This is a genomic window from Pseudarthrobacter sp. NIBRBAC000502771 (assembly GCF_006517215.1).
Taxonomy (GTDB): Bacteria; Actinomycetota; Actinomycetes; order Actinomycetales; family Micrococcaceae; genus Arthrobacter; species Arthrobacter niigatensis.
On record NZ_CP041187.1, the window covers coordinates 3,647,156 to 3,662,107 of the forward strand.

The 14,952-nt window shown below is 66.9% G+C and carries 10 protein-coding genes; all 10 read right to left on the bottom strand.

The annotated features are described in order from the left end of the window. Positions 1 to 62: 62 nt before the first annotated feature. On the bottom strand, positions 63 to 1,571 hold the full coding sequence (pyk, locus tag NIBR502771_RS17015; RefSeq protein WP_141160734.1) for a pyruvate kinase: 1,509 nt from the start codon (positions 1,569 to 1,571) through the stop codon (positions 63 to 65). Between the two features lie 77 nt (positions 1,572 to 1,648). Then, positions 1,649 to 3,106: a glutamate synthase subunit beta gene (locus tag NIBR502771_RS17020; protein WP_141160735.1), complete on the bottom strand. Its 1,458-nt coding sequence runs from the start codon at positions 3,104 to 3,106 to the stop codon at positions 1,649 to 1,651. After that, a complete protein-coding gene (gene gltB, locus NIBR502771_RS17025; protein ID WP_141160736.1) occupies positions 3,099 to 7,712 on the bottom strand; it encodes a glutamate synthase large subunit in 4,614 nt (1,537 codons plus the stop codon). The genes NIBR502771_RS17020 and gltB overlap by 8 nt, the downstream gene beginning before the upstream one ends. A 261-nt stretch (positions 7,713 to 7,973) precedes the next feature. Beyond that, positions 7,974 to 9,140: a prolipoprotein diacylglyceryl transferase gene (gene lgt, locus NIBR502771_RS17030; RefSeq protein ID WP_141160737.1), complete on the bottom strand. Its 1,167-nt coding sequence runs from the start codon at positions 9,138 to 9,140 to the stop codon at positions 7,974 to 7,976. A gap of 2 nt (positions 9,141 to 9,142) precedes the next feature. Then, on the bottom strand, positions 9,143 to 9,991 hold the full coding sequence (gene trpA / locus NIBR502771_RS17035) for a tryptophan synthase subunit alpha (RefSeq protein ID WP_141160738.1): 849 nt from the start codon (positions 9,989 to 9,991) through the stop codon (positions 9,143 to 9,145). Continuing rightward, positions 9,988 to 11,307: a tryptophan synthase subunit beta gene (trpB, locus tag NIBR502771_RS17040; RefSeq protein ID WP_141160739.1), complete on the bottom strand. Its 1,320-nt coding sequence runs from the start codon at positions 11,305 to 11,307 to the stop codon at positions 9,988 to 9,990. The genes trpA and trpB overlap by 4 nt, the downstream gene beginning before the upstream one ends. A 117-nt stretch (positions 11,308 to 11,424) precedes the next feature. Next, positions 11,425 to 12,246, bottom strand: coding sequence for an indole-3-glycerol phosphate synthase TrpC (trpC, locus tag NIBR502771_RS17045; RefSeq protein WP_141160740.1), 822 nt, complete (start codon positions 12,244 to 12,246; stop codon positions 11,425 to 11,427). Beyond that, positions 12,246 to 12,533, bottom strand: a complete 288-nt coding sequence (locus NIBR502771_RS17050; protein WP_141160741.1) for an HGxxPAAW family protein — start codon at positions 12,531 to 12,533, stop codon at positions 12,246 to 12,248. The genes trpC and NIBR502771_RS17050 overlap by 1 nt, the downstream gene beginning before the upstream one ends. Before the next feature lie 106 nt (positions 12,534 to 12,639). Next, complete coding sequence (locus NIBR502771_RS17055) at positions 12,640 to 13,311, bottom strand: Trp biosynthesis-associated membrane protein (protein WP_141160742.1); 672 nt, start codon at positions 13,309 to 13,311, stop codon at positions 12,640 to 12,642. Beyond that, positions 13,311 to 14,873 carry an anthranilate synthase component I gene (locus NIBR502771_RS17060; protein ID WP_141160743.1) on the bottom strand — a complete coding sequence of 521 codons (1,563 nt, stop codon included), beginning with the start codon at positions 14,871 to 14,873 and terminating at the stop codon, positions 13,311 to 13,313. Before NIBR502771_RS17060 ends, NIBR502771_RS17055 begins: the two co-directional genes overlap by 1 nt. Positions 14,874 to 14,952 lie beyond the last annotated feature (79 nt).

Sequence of the window (14,952 nt, forward strand, 5' to 3'; positions counted from 1 at the left end):
CCAAACGGCCAGCACAACGAAAAGGACCCCTGCCAACCGGCAGGGGTCCTTTTCGTTGAAGCCTAGGCCTGGGTGGCCTGGTTCTTCTTCTTCTTTTCCGGCCAGGGGCCGAGCTTCTCACGGTTGCTGCCGGGCTCGCCGCCCTGGCTGCCTGCGTCGGCGAGGTCGCCCACCTTGTGGACCTTCAGCATGTTCGTGGAGCCGGCTTTTCCGGGAGGGGAACCGGCGGCAATTACCACCAGGTCGCCGTCGTCCACCAGATCCATTTCCAGCAGGCTGCGGTCAACCTGGGACGTCATCTCGTCGGTGTGCCCCACCATGGGGACCAGCACCGGCTGGATGCCCCAGGTCAGTGCCAACTGGTTCCACACGTGCTCCACCGGGGTGAAGGCAAACACGGCCTTGATGGGCCGCAGCCGGGAAAGGCGCCGGGCCGAGTCACCGGACTGGGTGAAGGTACAGATGTACTTGGCATCCAGCTGGTCGGCAATTTCGACGGCGGCACGCGTGATGGCGCCACCACGCGTCTTGGGCTTCGTCCCCAGCGGAGGAACGCGCTCCAGGCCATGGACCTCGGTGGACTCGATGATCCGGGCCATGGTCTTGACCGTCTCGATGGGGTACTTGCCCACGCTGGTCTCACCCGAAAGCATCACGGCGTCAGCACCGTCCAGCACGGCATTGGCGCAGTCGGATGCCTCTGCACGGGTCGGGCGGGGGTTGTCGATCATGGACTCCAGGACCTGGGTGGCCACGATGACCGGCTTGGCCCAGCGGCGTGCCAGCTCCACGGCGCGCTTCTGGACGATCGGCACTTCCTCCAGCGGCAGTTCCACACCGAGGTCGCCACGCGCCACCATGATGGCGTCGAACGCGTCGATGATCTCGGGCAGCTGCTCCACGGCCTGCGGCTTTTCGATCTTGGCGATGACCGGCACGCGGCGGCCTTCCTCGTCCATGATCTCGTGCACGCGGGTGATGTCCGAGGCATCCCGGACGAATGACAGCGCCACCAGGTCAACGCCGCGGCGGATGGCCCAGCGGAGGTCGTCCTCGTCTTTTTCGCTCAGCGCGGGGACGTTGACTGCCACGCCGGGGAGGTTGATGCCCTTGTTGTTGGACACCATGCCGCCGACGGTGACCTCGGCGACCACCTTGACGTCGTCAACCTCGATGGCGCGAAGTGCCACCTTGCCGTCGTCGATCAGCAGGGCGTCGCCCACATTGACGTCCTCGGTGAGGCTCTTCAGTGTGGTGGAGCAGATGTCCTTCGTACCCGGAACGTCCTCGGTGGTGATGGTGAAGATGTCACCAACAGCGAGGGCGTGCGGGCCGTCAACGAAGCGGCCCAGGCGGATCTTGGGGCCCTGCAGGTCGGCCATGATAGCCACTGCCTTGCTCAGGTCGGACGCGGCCTTGCGGACGTTCTCGTAGGTGTTGTCATGCACGGTGTAGTCACCGTGGCTCATGTTCATGCGGGCGACGTCAACGCCGGCTTCCAGCACCGCGAGGGTGTTTTCGTAGCTGGCAATTGCCGGGCCGAACGTAGCCACAATTTTTGCGCGTCTCATATACCTACCCTATTGGTCTCTTGCATTGGTTAAGTTGTCTGCGAGGTGAACCCTCGATGCATCCCCCGGGACAGCGGTCAGAGGACGGCGATGGCGCGGTCCGTTGGCGCTACAGGCGCAGGAAGGATGGTGCTTCCCATCAGGTACTTGTCCACCGCGGCCGCGGCGGCGCGGCCCTCGGCGATGGCCCACACGATCAGGGACTGCCCGCGGCCGGCGTCACCGGCAACGAACACACCTTCGGTGTTGGTCATGTAGTAGCCATCGCGCGCCACGTTTCCGCGGCCGTCGAATTCAGCGCTTACCTGCTCGGTGATTCCGGCCGGTTCAGCGCCGGTGAAGCCGAGGGACAGGAACACCAGGTCGGCGGGAATGATCCGCTCGGTGCCGGCCTTGGGGAGCCGCTTGCCATCCACGAACTCGGTCTCGGCCACCTTCACCCCGGTAAGCCTGCCGTTTTCGCCCACGAACTCGACGGTGGAGGCGAGGTAGGTGCGTTCGCCGCCTTCCTCGTGGGCACTGGCAACCTCGAACAGGGTCGGGAACGTCGGCCACGGCTGGTGGCTGGCCCGCTCAGCCGGGGGCTGCTTGCCAATCGCCAGCGTAGTCACGGACGCGGCGCCATGCCTGTGCGCTGTGCCCAGGCAGTCGGCACCGGTATCGCCGCCACCCAGGATCACCACGTGCTTGCCGTGGGCGTTGATCTGGTTCTCGATGGTTTCCCCGGCCACCGCGCGGTTGGCGGGCACCAGATAATCCATGGCGAAGTGGACGCCGTCCAGGTCGCGGCCCGGGATGGGCAGGTCCCGTGGCACGGTGGCACCCGTGCAGACCACGACGGCGTCGTAGCGCCTGCGCAGCTGCTCCCAGGTGACGTCCGTCCCCACGGACACGCCGGTCCGGAAGCGGGTGCCTTCCGCCTTCATCTGCTCGACCCGGCGGTCCACCTGCTCCTTTTCCATCTTGAAGTCGGGGATGCCGTACCGCAGCAGGCCGCCGATCTTGTCGTCCCGCTCGTAGACGGCAACGGTGTGGCCCACGCGGGTGAGCTGCTGGGCGACGGCCAGGCCGGCAGGACCGGAGCCGACCACCGCAATAGTCTTGCCGGTGAGGCGCGCCGGCGGCAGCGGGTTGACCCAGCCGTTGTCCCAGGCCTCGTCAATGATCGAAACCTCCACCTGCTTGATGGTGACGGCGGGCTGGTTGATTCCCAGCACGCAGGACGCCTCGCAGGGTGCCGGGCAGAGCCGGCCCGTGAACTCGGGGAAGTTGTTCGTGGCGTGCAGGCGCTCGATTGCTTCATCGCCCTTGTCCCGCCACATGAGGTCGTTCCACTCGGGAATAAGGTTTCCCAAGGGGCAGCCCTGGTGGCAGAACGGAACACCACAGTCCATGCAGCGTCCGGCCTGGGCCTTCAGCGTGCCCTTTTCCTGCGCCTCGTAGACCTCTTTCCAGTCCATGATGCGGACGGGAACGGGACGGCGCGGCTGGGTTTCACGCTGGCGTACTTTCAGAAATCCGCGTGGATCAGCCACCGGTAACCTCCAGGATTCGAGACCATACTTCTTCGCCGTCGGGGTCAAGGCCCTCTTCGATGGCGTCGAGACGGGTTTGCAGCACGGCCGCGTAATCGCGCGGCAGCACCTTGGTGATGCGGGCAGCGGTGTCATCGAAGTTCTCGAGGAGGCGTGCCGCCAGCTGGGAGTCAGTTTCTTCCACGTGCTTGACCAGCAGGTTGTGGACGATGTCGCGGTCCTCCGAGTCCAGCTCGCGCAGCTGCAGCTCGCCGGACTCCAGCGCCTGCTTGTTGACGCGGGTGGTCCGCAGGTCCAGGACGTAGGCGGTTCCGCCGGACATGCCCGCACCGAAGTTGCGGCCGGTGCGGCCGATGATCAGCGTCTGGCCGCCGGTCATGTACTCGCAGCCGTGGTCGCCGATGCCTTCGACGACGGCGGTGGCACCGGAGTTGCGGACCAGGAAGCGTTCGCCCACCTGGCCGCGCAGGAACATCTCGCCGCTGGTGGCGCCGTAGCCGATCACGTTGCCGGCGATGACGTTGGTCTCCGCATTGAACACATTGGTGCGGTCCGGGCGGACGATGATCCGGCCGCCGGACAGGCCCTTGCCCACGTAGTCGTTCGAGTCGCCGTACAGCCGCAGCGTAATGCCCGCAGGCAGGAAGGCGCCCAGGGACTGGCCGGCGGTGCCGTTGAGCGTCACGTCGATGGTGTCGGTGGCCAGGACGTCGGTACCAAAGGTCTTGGTAACCACGTGGCCCAGCATGGTGCCCACCGAGCGGTCGGTGTTGATGACGTCCACGGTGATCTTGACCGGGCTACGGTCCGTCAGCGCCTCGGTGGCCATGGTGATCAGGCGTTGGTCAAAGTGCTTGTCCAGCTCGTGGTTCTGGCCGGTCATGTTCCGCAGCGGCGCGTCGTCGTCGAACTCCAGGCCATGCAGGATCGGGTCCAGGTCCAGGCCGTCGGCCTTCCAGTGGTCCACCGCGTCGCGGGTGTCCAGGACCTCGGCGTGGCCGATGGCCTCCTCAAGGCTCCGGAACCCAAGCTCAGCCAGGATTTCGCGGACTTCCTCGGCCAGGAACTCGAAGAAGTTGACCACGAACTCCGGCTTGCCGCTGAAGCGGGCCCGCAGTTCGGGGTTCTGTGTGGCGACGCCCACCGGGCAGGTGTCCAGGTGGCAGACGCGCATCATGATGCAGCCTTCCACCACCAGCGGGGCGGTGGCGAAACCGAACTCCTCACCGCCCAGCAGGGCGGCGATGACAACGTCGCGGCCGGTCTTGAGCTGGCCGTCCACCTGGACCACCACGCGGTCGCGCAGGCCATTGAGCATCAGCGTCTGCTGGGTTTCGGCCAGGCCGAGCTCCCACGGAACACCGGCATGCTTGAGCGAATTCAGCGGCGAGGCGCCGGTGCCGCCGTCGTGTCCGGAGACCAGTACGACGTCGGCCTTGGCCTTGGTCACGCCGGACGCCACGGTGCCGATCCCCACTTCGGAGACAAGCTTCACGTGCACCCTCGCCGAGGGGTTGGCGCGCTTGGCATCGTAGATGAGCTGCGCCAGGTCCTCGATCGAGTAGATGTCGTGGTGCGGGGGCGGGGAAATCAGGCCGACCCCCGGGGTCGAGTGCCGCGTGCGGGCCACCCACGGGTAGACCTTCTGCGCCATCAGCTGGCCGCCTTCGCCGGGCTTGGCACCCTGCGCCATCTTGATCTGGATGTCGTCGGCGTTGGTCAGGTAGAGGCTGGTCACGCCGAAGCGGCCGGACGCGATCTGCTTGACAGCGGAGCGGCGCTTCGGGTCCAGCAGGCGGTCCACATCCTCGCCGCCCTCACCGGTGTTGGACTTGCCGCCCAGCTGGTTCATGGCGATGGCCAGCGTCTCGTGGGCCTCCTGGGAGATGGAGCCGTAGCTCATAGCACCGGTTGAGAACCGCTTCACGATGCTGGAGACAGGCTCCACTTCCTCAAGGGGAACGGACGGGCGCTCGTTCTTGAACTTGAGCAGGCCGCGGAGGGTCATGAGGTTGGTGGACTGGTCGTCCACTCCCCTGGTGTACGCCTTGAAGATGTCGTAGCGGCGTTCACGCGTGGCGTGCTGCAGCCGGAAGACGGTCTCCGGGTTGAACAGGTGCGGCTCGCCGTCGCGGCGCCACTGGTACTCGCCGCCGCCCAGGAGCGGGCGGTGCGGCTGTTCGATGCCGCCCTCGGGGTAGGCCATCTGGTGGCGGGCGGAGACCTCCGCGGCGATGACGTCCAGGCCCACGCCGCCCAGCTGGGAGTGCGTGCCGGCGAAGAATTCGTCCACCAGGTCCTGGCCCAGGCCCAGTGCCTCGAACGTCTGGGCGCCGGTGTAGGAGGCCACCGTGGAGATGCCCATCTTGGACATGATCTTCAGGACGCCCTTGCCCAGGCCCTTGATGAGGTTGTAGACGCCGTCCTGCGGGGTCACGCCGGTGACGTCCCCGGCCGCGATGAGCTGCTCCACGGATTCCATGGCGAGGTACGGGTTGACGGCGGAGGCGCCATAGCCGATCAGGACTGCAACATGGTGCGTCTCGCGGACGTCGCCGGCCTCGACCACCAGGGCGGTCTTGGTGCGGTTGGCGCTGCGCAGCAGGTGGTGGTGCACGGCGCTGACCAGCAGCAGCGACGGGATCGGCGCCCACTGGGCGTTGGAGTCACGGTCGGAGAGCACGATGTACTGCACGCCGCGGTTGATGGCGCCGGAGACCTGCTCGCAGATTTCCGTGAGCCGGGCGCGGAGCGCGTTCTCGCCGCCTTCGGGGCGGTACAGGCCGCGGACCTTCATGGCAACGCGGTTGCCGTCGGCGTCCTCGATGTTGGCGATCTTGGCGAGCTGGTCGTTGTTGATCACCGGGAACGGCAGCTGGACCTGCGGCTGGCGGACCTGCTTGGTGTCCAGGAGGTTGCCGTTGGGTCCGATGGCGCAGGTCAGCGAGGTGACAAGCTCCTCGCGGATGGCATCCAGCGGCGGGTTGGTGACCTGCGCGAAGGACTGCACGAAGTAGTCGAACAGCAGGCGCGGACGCTTGGACAGCACGGCAACGGGGGTATCTGAACCCATGGCGCCGAGGGGCTCGGCGCCGGTCCGGGCCATGGGGCCCAGCAGGATCTTCAGTTCCTCGGTGGTGTAGCCGAAGGTGCGCTGGCGGATGTTCACGGACGCGGCGGTGTGGACCACGTGCTCACGCTCGGGCAGGTCGTTGAGGTCGATCAGGTTGTCCTTGACCCACTCGGCCCACGGGTTGGCCGCAGCAACTTCAGCCTTGACCTCTTCGTCGTCGATGATGCGGCCGGCATCGGTGTCCACCAGGAACATCTTGCCCGGAGACACGCGGCCCTTCTTGACCACCTTGGAGGGTTCGACGTCGATCACGCCCACCTCGGAGGCGAAGACGATCAGTCCGTCCTCGGTAATCCAGAAGCGGCCGGGACGCAGCCCGTTGCGGTCCAGGGTGGCGCCAACCAGGTTGCCGTCGGTGAAGGAGACGGCGGCGGGGCCGTCCCAGGGTTCCATCAGCAGCGAGTGGTACTCGTAGAAGGCACGGCGGGCCGGATCCATCGTGGCGTGGTTTTCCCAGGCCTCCGGGATCATCATCATGATCGAGTGTGTGATGGGGCGGCCGGAGAGCCACAGCAGCTCCGCCACCTCGTCGAAGGATGCGGAGTCGGAGGCGCCGGGGGTGCAGATGGGGTACAGCTCTTCCGGCGAGTCACCCAGCAGCGGGTTTGCAAGCTGCGACTGGCGGGCGCGCATCCAGTTCCGGTTGCCCTTGACGGTGTTGATTTCACCGTTGTGGGCGATGGTCCGGAACGGCTGCGCGAGCGGCCAGGACGGGAAGGTGTTGGTGGAGAAGCGCGAGTGCACGATCGCGAGCTTGGTCTTGAACCGCTTGTCGGACAGGTCCGGGTAGAACGGCTCCAGCTGCGCGGTGGTGAGCATGCCCTTGTACACAATGGTGCGGGAGGACAGCGACGGGAAGTACACGCCGAACTTGTTCTGGGCGCGCTTGCGGATCCGCCAGGCGCGGGAGTCCAGCTCGTTGCGGTCCAGTTCCTCGCCGTTGGCGGAAGCCAGGAAGGGCTGGGAGAAGTACGGCATGCACGCACGGGCCATGGCGCCTACCAGGTCGGCAACCACCGGCACTTCACGCCAGCCGAGGACCTTCAGGCCTTCGTCGGCGGCCAGGCTTTCAATGCCTGCCTTGGCGGCGTCGGCCTCCCGCTGCTCGGCAGGAAGGAACGCGGTACCGGCCACGTACTGGCCAGGAGCCGGCAGCTCGAACTCGGTGACGGCCCGGAAGAACTCGTCGGGGATCTGCATGAGCAGCCCCGCGCCGTCGCCGGTTCCCTCGTCGGCGCCCACGGCGCCGCGGTGCTCAAGGTTGCGCAGCGCGGTCAAGGCGGCATCGACGATGTCGTACCCGGGTTCGCCGCGGAGCGTCGCAATAATGGCGAGTCCGCAGGCGTCCTTCTCCTGTTCCGGGTTGTACAGCCCGGCGGCCTCCGGCATGGCTGCGAAGCGCTTGAACGGCGACACTGCAACCTCAGGCTGATCCGGTCCGGACCAGCTGGGAGTGTTAAGAGTTTGGGTCATGGGAGACGTCCTTCCTCCTGATCGTGCGTATGGAAGGGACACCGTTGGCCCCACTCGTCGGCGCCGTTGCAAGGGCACAACAAAGTGTTGATTACTGGAAATTGTAGGTCAGCGCAGCCTGCTGAACTAACGGTTACGCAGGCACCTGCCCGGGGCAACACCGGACAGCAGCTTCACGCTGTCCGGACGGTGCCCCATGCCACGACATTGTGGTTTCGGGCTCTTCGAGCGGTGGCTCTACTGCCCTGCCTGGACGGCACCCTACTTTCCGGTGCCGGCCTCCGACGCGGATCCCGTGGCTGTGCTGCCGGAATGTCCGGCAGCCGTTGCATCCGTTCCGGGCTTTGAGCCGGCCGGCGCCGCCGCGGCTTCTTCCGTGGGGTCGGAAGCATGCCTGGAACCGCTGTGGTTATCAGGGAGATTACCACGCGAATCACTATCTGAGACAACATTGTCCGGATCCCGGACCTCTGTGACGGTCTCAGAATGTGGGCCGGCCGTGACCGGCTGGTCCGGTTCATGGCCCGCGAGATACACCGTGTCCGGATCCGGGCGCCCCTTGAGCCCCAGGATAACGAAGAACGCCAGGGCTGCCAGGAACACGAAGATGCTGGTCCAGACATTGAGCCGGGTGGTGATGCCCAGGATGCTGATCTGCTCGGCGTCGTCGATCCGCATCGCTTCGATCCAGACGCGGCCCAGCGTGTAGTACATGGCGTACAGCCAGAAAAGCCTGCTCCGCCGGAAACTGAACCGGCGGTCCAGGGCCAGCAGGATCACCACGCCGGCCAGGTTCCACAGCGACTCGTAGAGGAATGTCGGGTGGAAAAGGGTGTCGGCCGGCATTCCGGCGGGAAAGTTGGGGTTGTTGGCGTCGATCTGCAGGCCCCACGGCAGGGTGGTGGGCCCACCGAAGAGTTCCTGGTTGAAGTAGTTGCCCCACCGGCCGATGGCCTGGGCCAGGAGCAGTCCCGGCGCCGCGGCATCGACGAAGGCGCTCAGCTTCACGCCGCTGCGCCGGCAGCCAATCCACGCACCCACGGCACCGAGGACGACGGCGCCCCAGATTCCCAGCCCGCCGCGCTGGATCTGGGGGATCAGGGAGAGGTCTCCGGTGCCGTTGAAGCCGGGGCCGAAGTAAGCGTCCGGGGACGAGACCACGTGGTAGAGCCGGCCCCCGATGATGCCGAAGGGAATGGCCCAGATGACGATGTCCCAGACGCTGCCTTCAGGGGCGCCGCGTTTGGCCCAGCGGACTGACGTCAGCCACAGGCCCACCACAATGCCGGCCAGGATGCACAGCGCATAGGCGTGGATCCGCAGGCTGCCCCAGGGGAGGGGGATGTCGAAGCCGGACCAGTCCGGGCTGGGGATGCTGGCGGACACCAACGTGGGTGACAGGGCGGTTGCCTGAAGGAGCGGCTGCACGGCTACGCCCTGGATTCCCGCGAAAGGCCGGATTCCCGGGCCAGGCCGGTGGCGAGGTCCTTGGTGAGGGCGCCGACGGCGTCCACTCCCCCGTCCCGAAGCGCTGCCACCAGGGCGGTGCCCACGATGACGCCTTCGGCGTAGGCGGCGATTTCGCGGACCTGGTCAGCGGTGGAGACGCCGAGGCCCACGCAGACGCGTTCTGCGCCGGCTCCGTGTGCGGCTGCCACAACATCCTTGGCGGCCGTGCTGACGGATGTCCGGGCACCTGTGACGCCCATGATGGACACGGCGTAGACGAAGCCGCGGCTCGCGTCCACGGTCCGCTGCATGCGCTCCGCCGTGGAGGACGGAGCCACCAGGAATACCCGGTCCAGCCCGTACTTGTCAGAGGCTGCCATCCATTCGGCGGCCTCGTCCGGGATCAGGTCCGGCGTGATCAGGCCGGCGCCGCCGGCCTCGGAGAGGCGCCGGGAGAATTCATCCACGCCCATGCGGACCACAGGGTTCCAGTAGGTCATGACCAGGACGGCAGCATCGGTCTTGCTGGTAATACCGGCAACGACGTCGAACACCTGGCTGACGTGGAAGCCCTTGGCCAGGGCCTCGGTGGTGGCGGCCTGGATGACCTGGCCGTCCATGACGGGGTCGGAGTAGGGGATGCCGATTTCGATCAGGTCGGCACCGTTCTCCGCGAGGGCAATGCCCGCGGCAATGGTGTCCTCAACGGTGGGGTAGCCGGCGGGGAGGTAACCGATGAGGGCCGAGCGCCCCTGGGCGCGCGCCCTGTCGATGGCTGCTGCCGACTTGCTGGTGGTTCCTGCCTGGCTGGCGATGTCTGCGCTGTTCACAGCTGCTCCCCCTCTTTGCCGATTTCGGATTCGGCGGAATTCTTGTCCAACAGGTCAAACCATTCCGCGGCGGTGGCCACGTCCTTGTCGCCGCGTCCGGACAGGTTGACGATCACGATCTTGTCGCCGGCGGAGGCCGGGTCTTCGGCGGCGAGCCGCTGGCCCACCTTGATGGCTCCTGCCAGCGCGTGCGAGGACTCTATGGCCGGGATAATGCCTTCGGTGCGGCAGAGGAGACGGAAGGCTTCCATCGCTTCACCGTCCGTGATGGGCTCGTAGCTGACGCGTCCGATGTCGGCCAGGTAGGAGTGCTCCGGGCCGACGCCCGGGTAGTCGAGTCCGGCGGAGATGGAGTGCGACTCGATGGTCTGCCCGTCGTCGTCCTGCATCAGGTAGGAGCGTGCGCCATGCAGGACACCGGGCTTGCCCAGGGTGATGGTGGCTGCGTGACGGCCGGTCTCCACGCCGTCGCCGCCGGCCTCGAACCCGTAGATCTTCACGCTGGGATCGTCCAGGAACCCGTGGAAAATGCCGATGGCGTTGGAGCCGCCGCCGATGCAGGCGCAGACCGCGTCCGGGAGCCGGCCCTCCTGCTCGAGGATCTGGGCGCGGGCCTCCTCGCCGATGACTTCGTGGAAGTAGCGGACCATGGCGGGGAACGGGTGGGCTCCGGCGGCGGTGCCCAGGAGGTAGTGGGTGGTGGAAACGTTGGCTACCCAGTCACGGAGGGCATCGTTGATGGCGTCCTTGAGGGTCTGGGACCCGCTGGTCACGGGAATGACCTTGGCCCCCAGCAGCTCCATCCGGGCAACGTTCAGGGCCTGGCGGCGGCAGTCCTCGGCCCCCATGTACACCACGCACTCCAGGCCCATGAGGGCGGCAGCGGTGGCACTGGCCACGCCGTGCTGGCCGGCGCCGGTTTCGGCGATGATGCGGGTTTTGCCCATGCGCTTGGCGAGCAGTGCCTGGCCCAGGACGTTGTTGATCTTGTGCGAGCCCGTGTGGTTCAGGTCCTCGCGCTTGAGGAACACCCTTACTCCCCCGGCGTGCTGGGAGAACCGCTTGGCTTCCGTGAGCAGGGACGGACGGCCTGAGTAGTTCTTGTTCAGGTCGGCGATCTGCGCCCGGAATTCGGGATCGTCCTTGGCCTTGTTGAAGGTCTCTTCGAGTTCGTCCAGGGCAGCGATGAGCGACTCAGGCATCCATCGCCCGCCGTAGTTGCCGAAGTACGGCCCGGGGGCGTGGCGCAGGGATCCACCCTGCAGGAATGCTTCCGCGGTCTTGTTGTCAGCGTTTCCCGAGGGTGCGTCAGCCATCAGTCCTGTCCTGTTCGGTTGGTAGTGGTCAAAAGTGTGCGGCTCCGGCCGGAGGCCGGAAATATGTGCCTGCCCTGCCGGCCCGCCAGCGGCCCCGCAGGATGAATGCTGTGTGCCTCAGGCGCGGGCAGCGATCGCGGCGGCACCCGCGGCAGTGAATTCGGCGATCCGCTCCCGGGGGGTCGCGTGGCTCACCAGGGCCTCGCCCACCAGTATGGCGTTGGCACCGCTGGCGGCGTAATGCGTGACGTCGTCAGCGTCCCGGACGCCTGACTCGGCCACCACCACGGCCTCTGCGGGGATCATTCCCGCGAGTGAGGCAAACACGGAACGGTCGACGTCGAGCGTCTTCAGGTTGCGTACGTTGACGCCGATGATCCGGGCGTTGGCCGCCACGGCCCGCTCGATTTCCTCCTCGGTGTGCGTCTCCACCAGGACGTTCATGCCGAGCTCCCGGCTGAGGGCGCTGAACTCGGAGAGCTGGGCGTCCGACAGGGCCGCCACGATGAGCAGGATGAGGTCGGCGCCGTGGGCGCGGGCCTCCCAGACCTGGTACTCGTCGAGCGTGAAGTCCTTGCGCAGCAGCGGGATGTCAACTGCGGCGCGCACGGCATCAAGGTCGGCCAGGGACCCGTTGAAGCGGCGCTGCTCGGTGAGGACGCTGATGACGGAGGCACCGCCGTCGGCGTACTGCCTGGCGAGCGACGCCGGATCCCCGATGCTGGCGAGATCGCCTTTGGAGGGACTGCGGCGCTTGATTTCGGCGATGACTTTCAGCTGTTCCCGCGTTGGGGACGTCCCGCCGAGGGCTGCCCAGGCGTCGCGGGCGGGTGCCGCGGCCTGGGCCAGGTCCTTCAGCTCGGCCAGGGTAACAAGGCGCTTCCTGGCGTCCATATCCTCCCTGACACCGGCGTTGATGTCATCGAGAACAGTGGCCATCAGTGGCCGGAGTTCTTCAGCTTGCTGCCCTCAACGCCGTAGCCGGCTTTGCGCATGACGTAACCGAGGATCAGGCCGATCACCATGACAACGGCGCCGCCGATGAAGATGGGGGTGCTGGCGATGACGAAGGCGATGGCTGCGATGAGCGCGCCGACGAGCATGACGATAACGCAGGTCCATGCGGCCGGGCTGTTGCCGTGGCCGAGTTCCTGGCTGTGGTCAATGGCGCCCGGGGCGACCTGGCGGGTGCCGGACTTGGAAACGGACGCAGGTGCTTTGCTCATGGAAAATCTCCTCAGGGTGGATACTGCTTACATTCTGCCATTTTTTGGCCGCCGCCCGCGTACCGCAGGGCTGGAGGCCCTTGCCCGGCGGTGGCGGCCGAAGGCCTTAGGTCGGGTCCTCGCCGCGGGAAAGCCGGTCCCAGCTGTCGATCTCATCCACCGGCCCGGCCGCTGCAGCGGTCCCGGCGGCGCCGGGTGCGTCATATTTCGTCCGTGTCTTCCAGTGGCGGGATGCCGGCAGGATCAGCAGGGCTGCCAGCGCCAGCAGGCAGCCGGCGACGACGGCGAGTGCCGGGAAGGGGGTGAGCTCAACGTGCGCCTGGCTGCCGGAGATCCCGGTGGCGCCTGCGATGGTGCCCTGCGCGGCCGCGAGCGGGTCCGCCAGGACGATCGCCGCGGCGGTAACAACGCCGGCGGAGGCCAGGACGATGATGGCGGTGATGACCCACCGGGCGATCCTGCCGGCAATGGCAGCGGCAAGTCCGCCGGCCAGGGCCACCAGCGCCAGGGCCGTAACGGTGGTGGCGGCCTTGCTGCCCTGCACCTGGATGACACTTTGCGCGGCGCCGGCCTGCCCTACCTGGTTGGGGTCAAGGGTGGCTGTCATCCAGGTTTGCGTGGTGCTGCCGAAGGCTGCCAGCGCGAGGACCGTGATCAGCAGCACCAGCGTGGACTTGCGTGCCCACGCGGGCGTGGCGCGGCGCGTCCCGGGTTTGCCGGCACCGCCTGGTGTGCCGGCGTTGCCTGCGGGGTCAACCGTTGCTCCGGAACTCGTCATCAGGAATCGGTCCCGCCGGGGAGGGATTCCGCCGAAATGTTGTGCAGGGATCCGGCGGTGTGGACCGCACGCAGCGGGGCGGCGGCCTTGTTGACGGTTTCCATGGCCTCGGTGGGGTTCACCGAGTCTGCCACGATGCCGCCCCCGGCCTGGACGTAGGCGCGCCCCTCGCGGAGCAGCGCGGACCTGATGGCAATGGCCATGTCCATGTCGCCGGCGAAGTCGAGGTAGCCCACCACGCCGCCGTAGATGCCGCGGCGGTGCGGTTCCAGTTCATCGAGGAGGCGCAGCGCCCTGGGCTTGGGGGCCCCGGAGAGCGTGCCGGCCGGGAAAGTGGCCTTAAGGACGTCATAGGCTTTGGCCTGCGGGGCGAGCTGCCCCACCACGGTGGATACCAGGTGCATGATGTGGCTGAAGCGCTCCACCTCCATGAACTGGGTGACATCGACGGTGCCGGCAACGCAGACCTTGGAGAGGTCATTGCGGGACAGGTCCACCAGCATGAGGTGCTCGGCGCGTTCCTTATGGTCGGCCAGCAATTCCTCGGCCAGTGCCTTGTCCGCTTCGACGGTCTTGCCGCGGGGGCGGGAACCGGCGATGGGGTGGGTGATGACTTCCTCGCCGGTGACCGTTACCAGTGCCTCCGGGGAGGACCCGACGATGGAGTATTCGCGGCCCCCGGCGTCTTCAAGGCTGAAGATGTACATGTACGGGCTGGGGTTGGTGTTACGGAGCACGCGGTAGACGTCCAGGGCAGATGCCTTGCACTCCATCTCGAAGCGGCGCGAGATCACCACCTGGAAGACCTCGCCGTCAACGATGGCTTCCTTGCCGCGGTCCAGGGCTGCCAGGTACTCGGCTTCGTCCCAGCGTTCCTGGACGCTGGACGCAAAGTCCAGGGCTGCCGGTGCCAGCACGGAGACCGGCTGCACCACGGGCGCGCTGATCCTGGCCAGGAGTTCCTTGACCCGGGCGACGGCGTCATGCCAGGCCTCATCGACGCGCTCGGAGCTGTTGTCGAAGTTGATGGCGTTGGCAATCAGCAGGACCGTGCCGTCAACGTTGTCGTGCACCGCCATGTCCGTGACCAGGTTCAGGGCCATCTCGGGCAGGTGCAGATCGTCCTCCGGCGGACTGACCAGCCGCTCCCAGTGGCGGACAGTTTCCCAGCCGAGGAAGCCCACCAGGCCGGACGTGAAGGGCGGGAGCCCCTCGAACCGGTCCGTGCGCAGGGCCTCGATGGTGTCGCGGATGGCATCCACCGGGCTGCCGCTGGCCGGTACCCCGGCGGGCGGCTCGCCCAGCCAGTGCGCCTGGCCGTCCTTGGTGGTCAGCGTGGCCCGCGACCGGGCACCGATGAAGGAATAGCGCGACCAGGCTCCGCCCACGGCGGCCGATTCCATGAGGAAGGTGCCGGGCTGCCCCTGGGCCAGCTTCCGGTAAAGGCCGATGGGGGTTTCGGCGTCGGCGAGCACCTTGAGCCGGACGGGAATGACGCGGCTGTGGCCGGCGAGTTCGCGGAACTCCTCAAGGCTGGGGCTGATGGTTCCGAGGTCCTGCATGGCTGTGCTTGTCCGCCTGTTCTTCGAAAGGCCCGGCAGCGCCGGTTCCTTGGATGTGCTTTGCATGGGATGCCCGCAG

Coding starts and splice junctions, on each gene's coding strand:
- pyk (WP_141160734.1), bottom strand. CDS start 1,571: ATGAGACGCGCAAAAATTGTGGCTACGTTCGGCCCGGCAATTGCCAGC.
- gltB (WP_141160736.1), bottom strand. CDS start 7,712: ATGACCCAAACTCTTAACACTCCCAGCTGGTCCGGACCGGATCAGCCT.
- trpB (WP_141160739.1), bottom strand. CDS start 11,307: ATGGCTGACGCACCCTCGGGAAACGCTGACAACAAGACCGCGGAAGCA.
- trpC (WP_141160740.1), bottom strand. CDS start 12,246: ATGGCCACTGTTCTCGATGACATCAACGCCGGTGTCAGGGAGGATATG.
- NIBR502771_RS17050 (WP_141160741.1), bottom strand. CDS start 12,533: ATGAGCAAAGCACCTGCGTCCGTTTCCAAGTCCGGCACCCGCCAGGTC.
- NIBR502771_RS17055 (WP_141160742.1), bottom strand. CDS start 13,311: ATGACGAGTTCCGGAGCAACGGTTGACCCCGCAGGCAACGCCGGCACA.
- NIBR502771_RS17060 (WP_141160743.1), bottom strand. CDS start 14,873: ATGCAGGACCTCGGAACCATCAGCCCCAGCCTTGAGGAGTTCCGCGAA.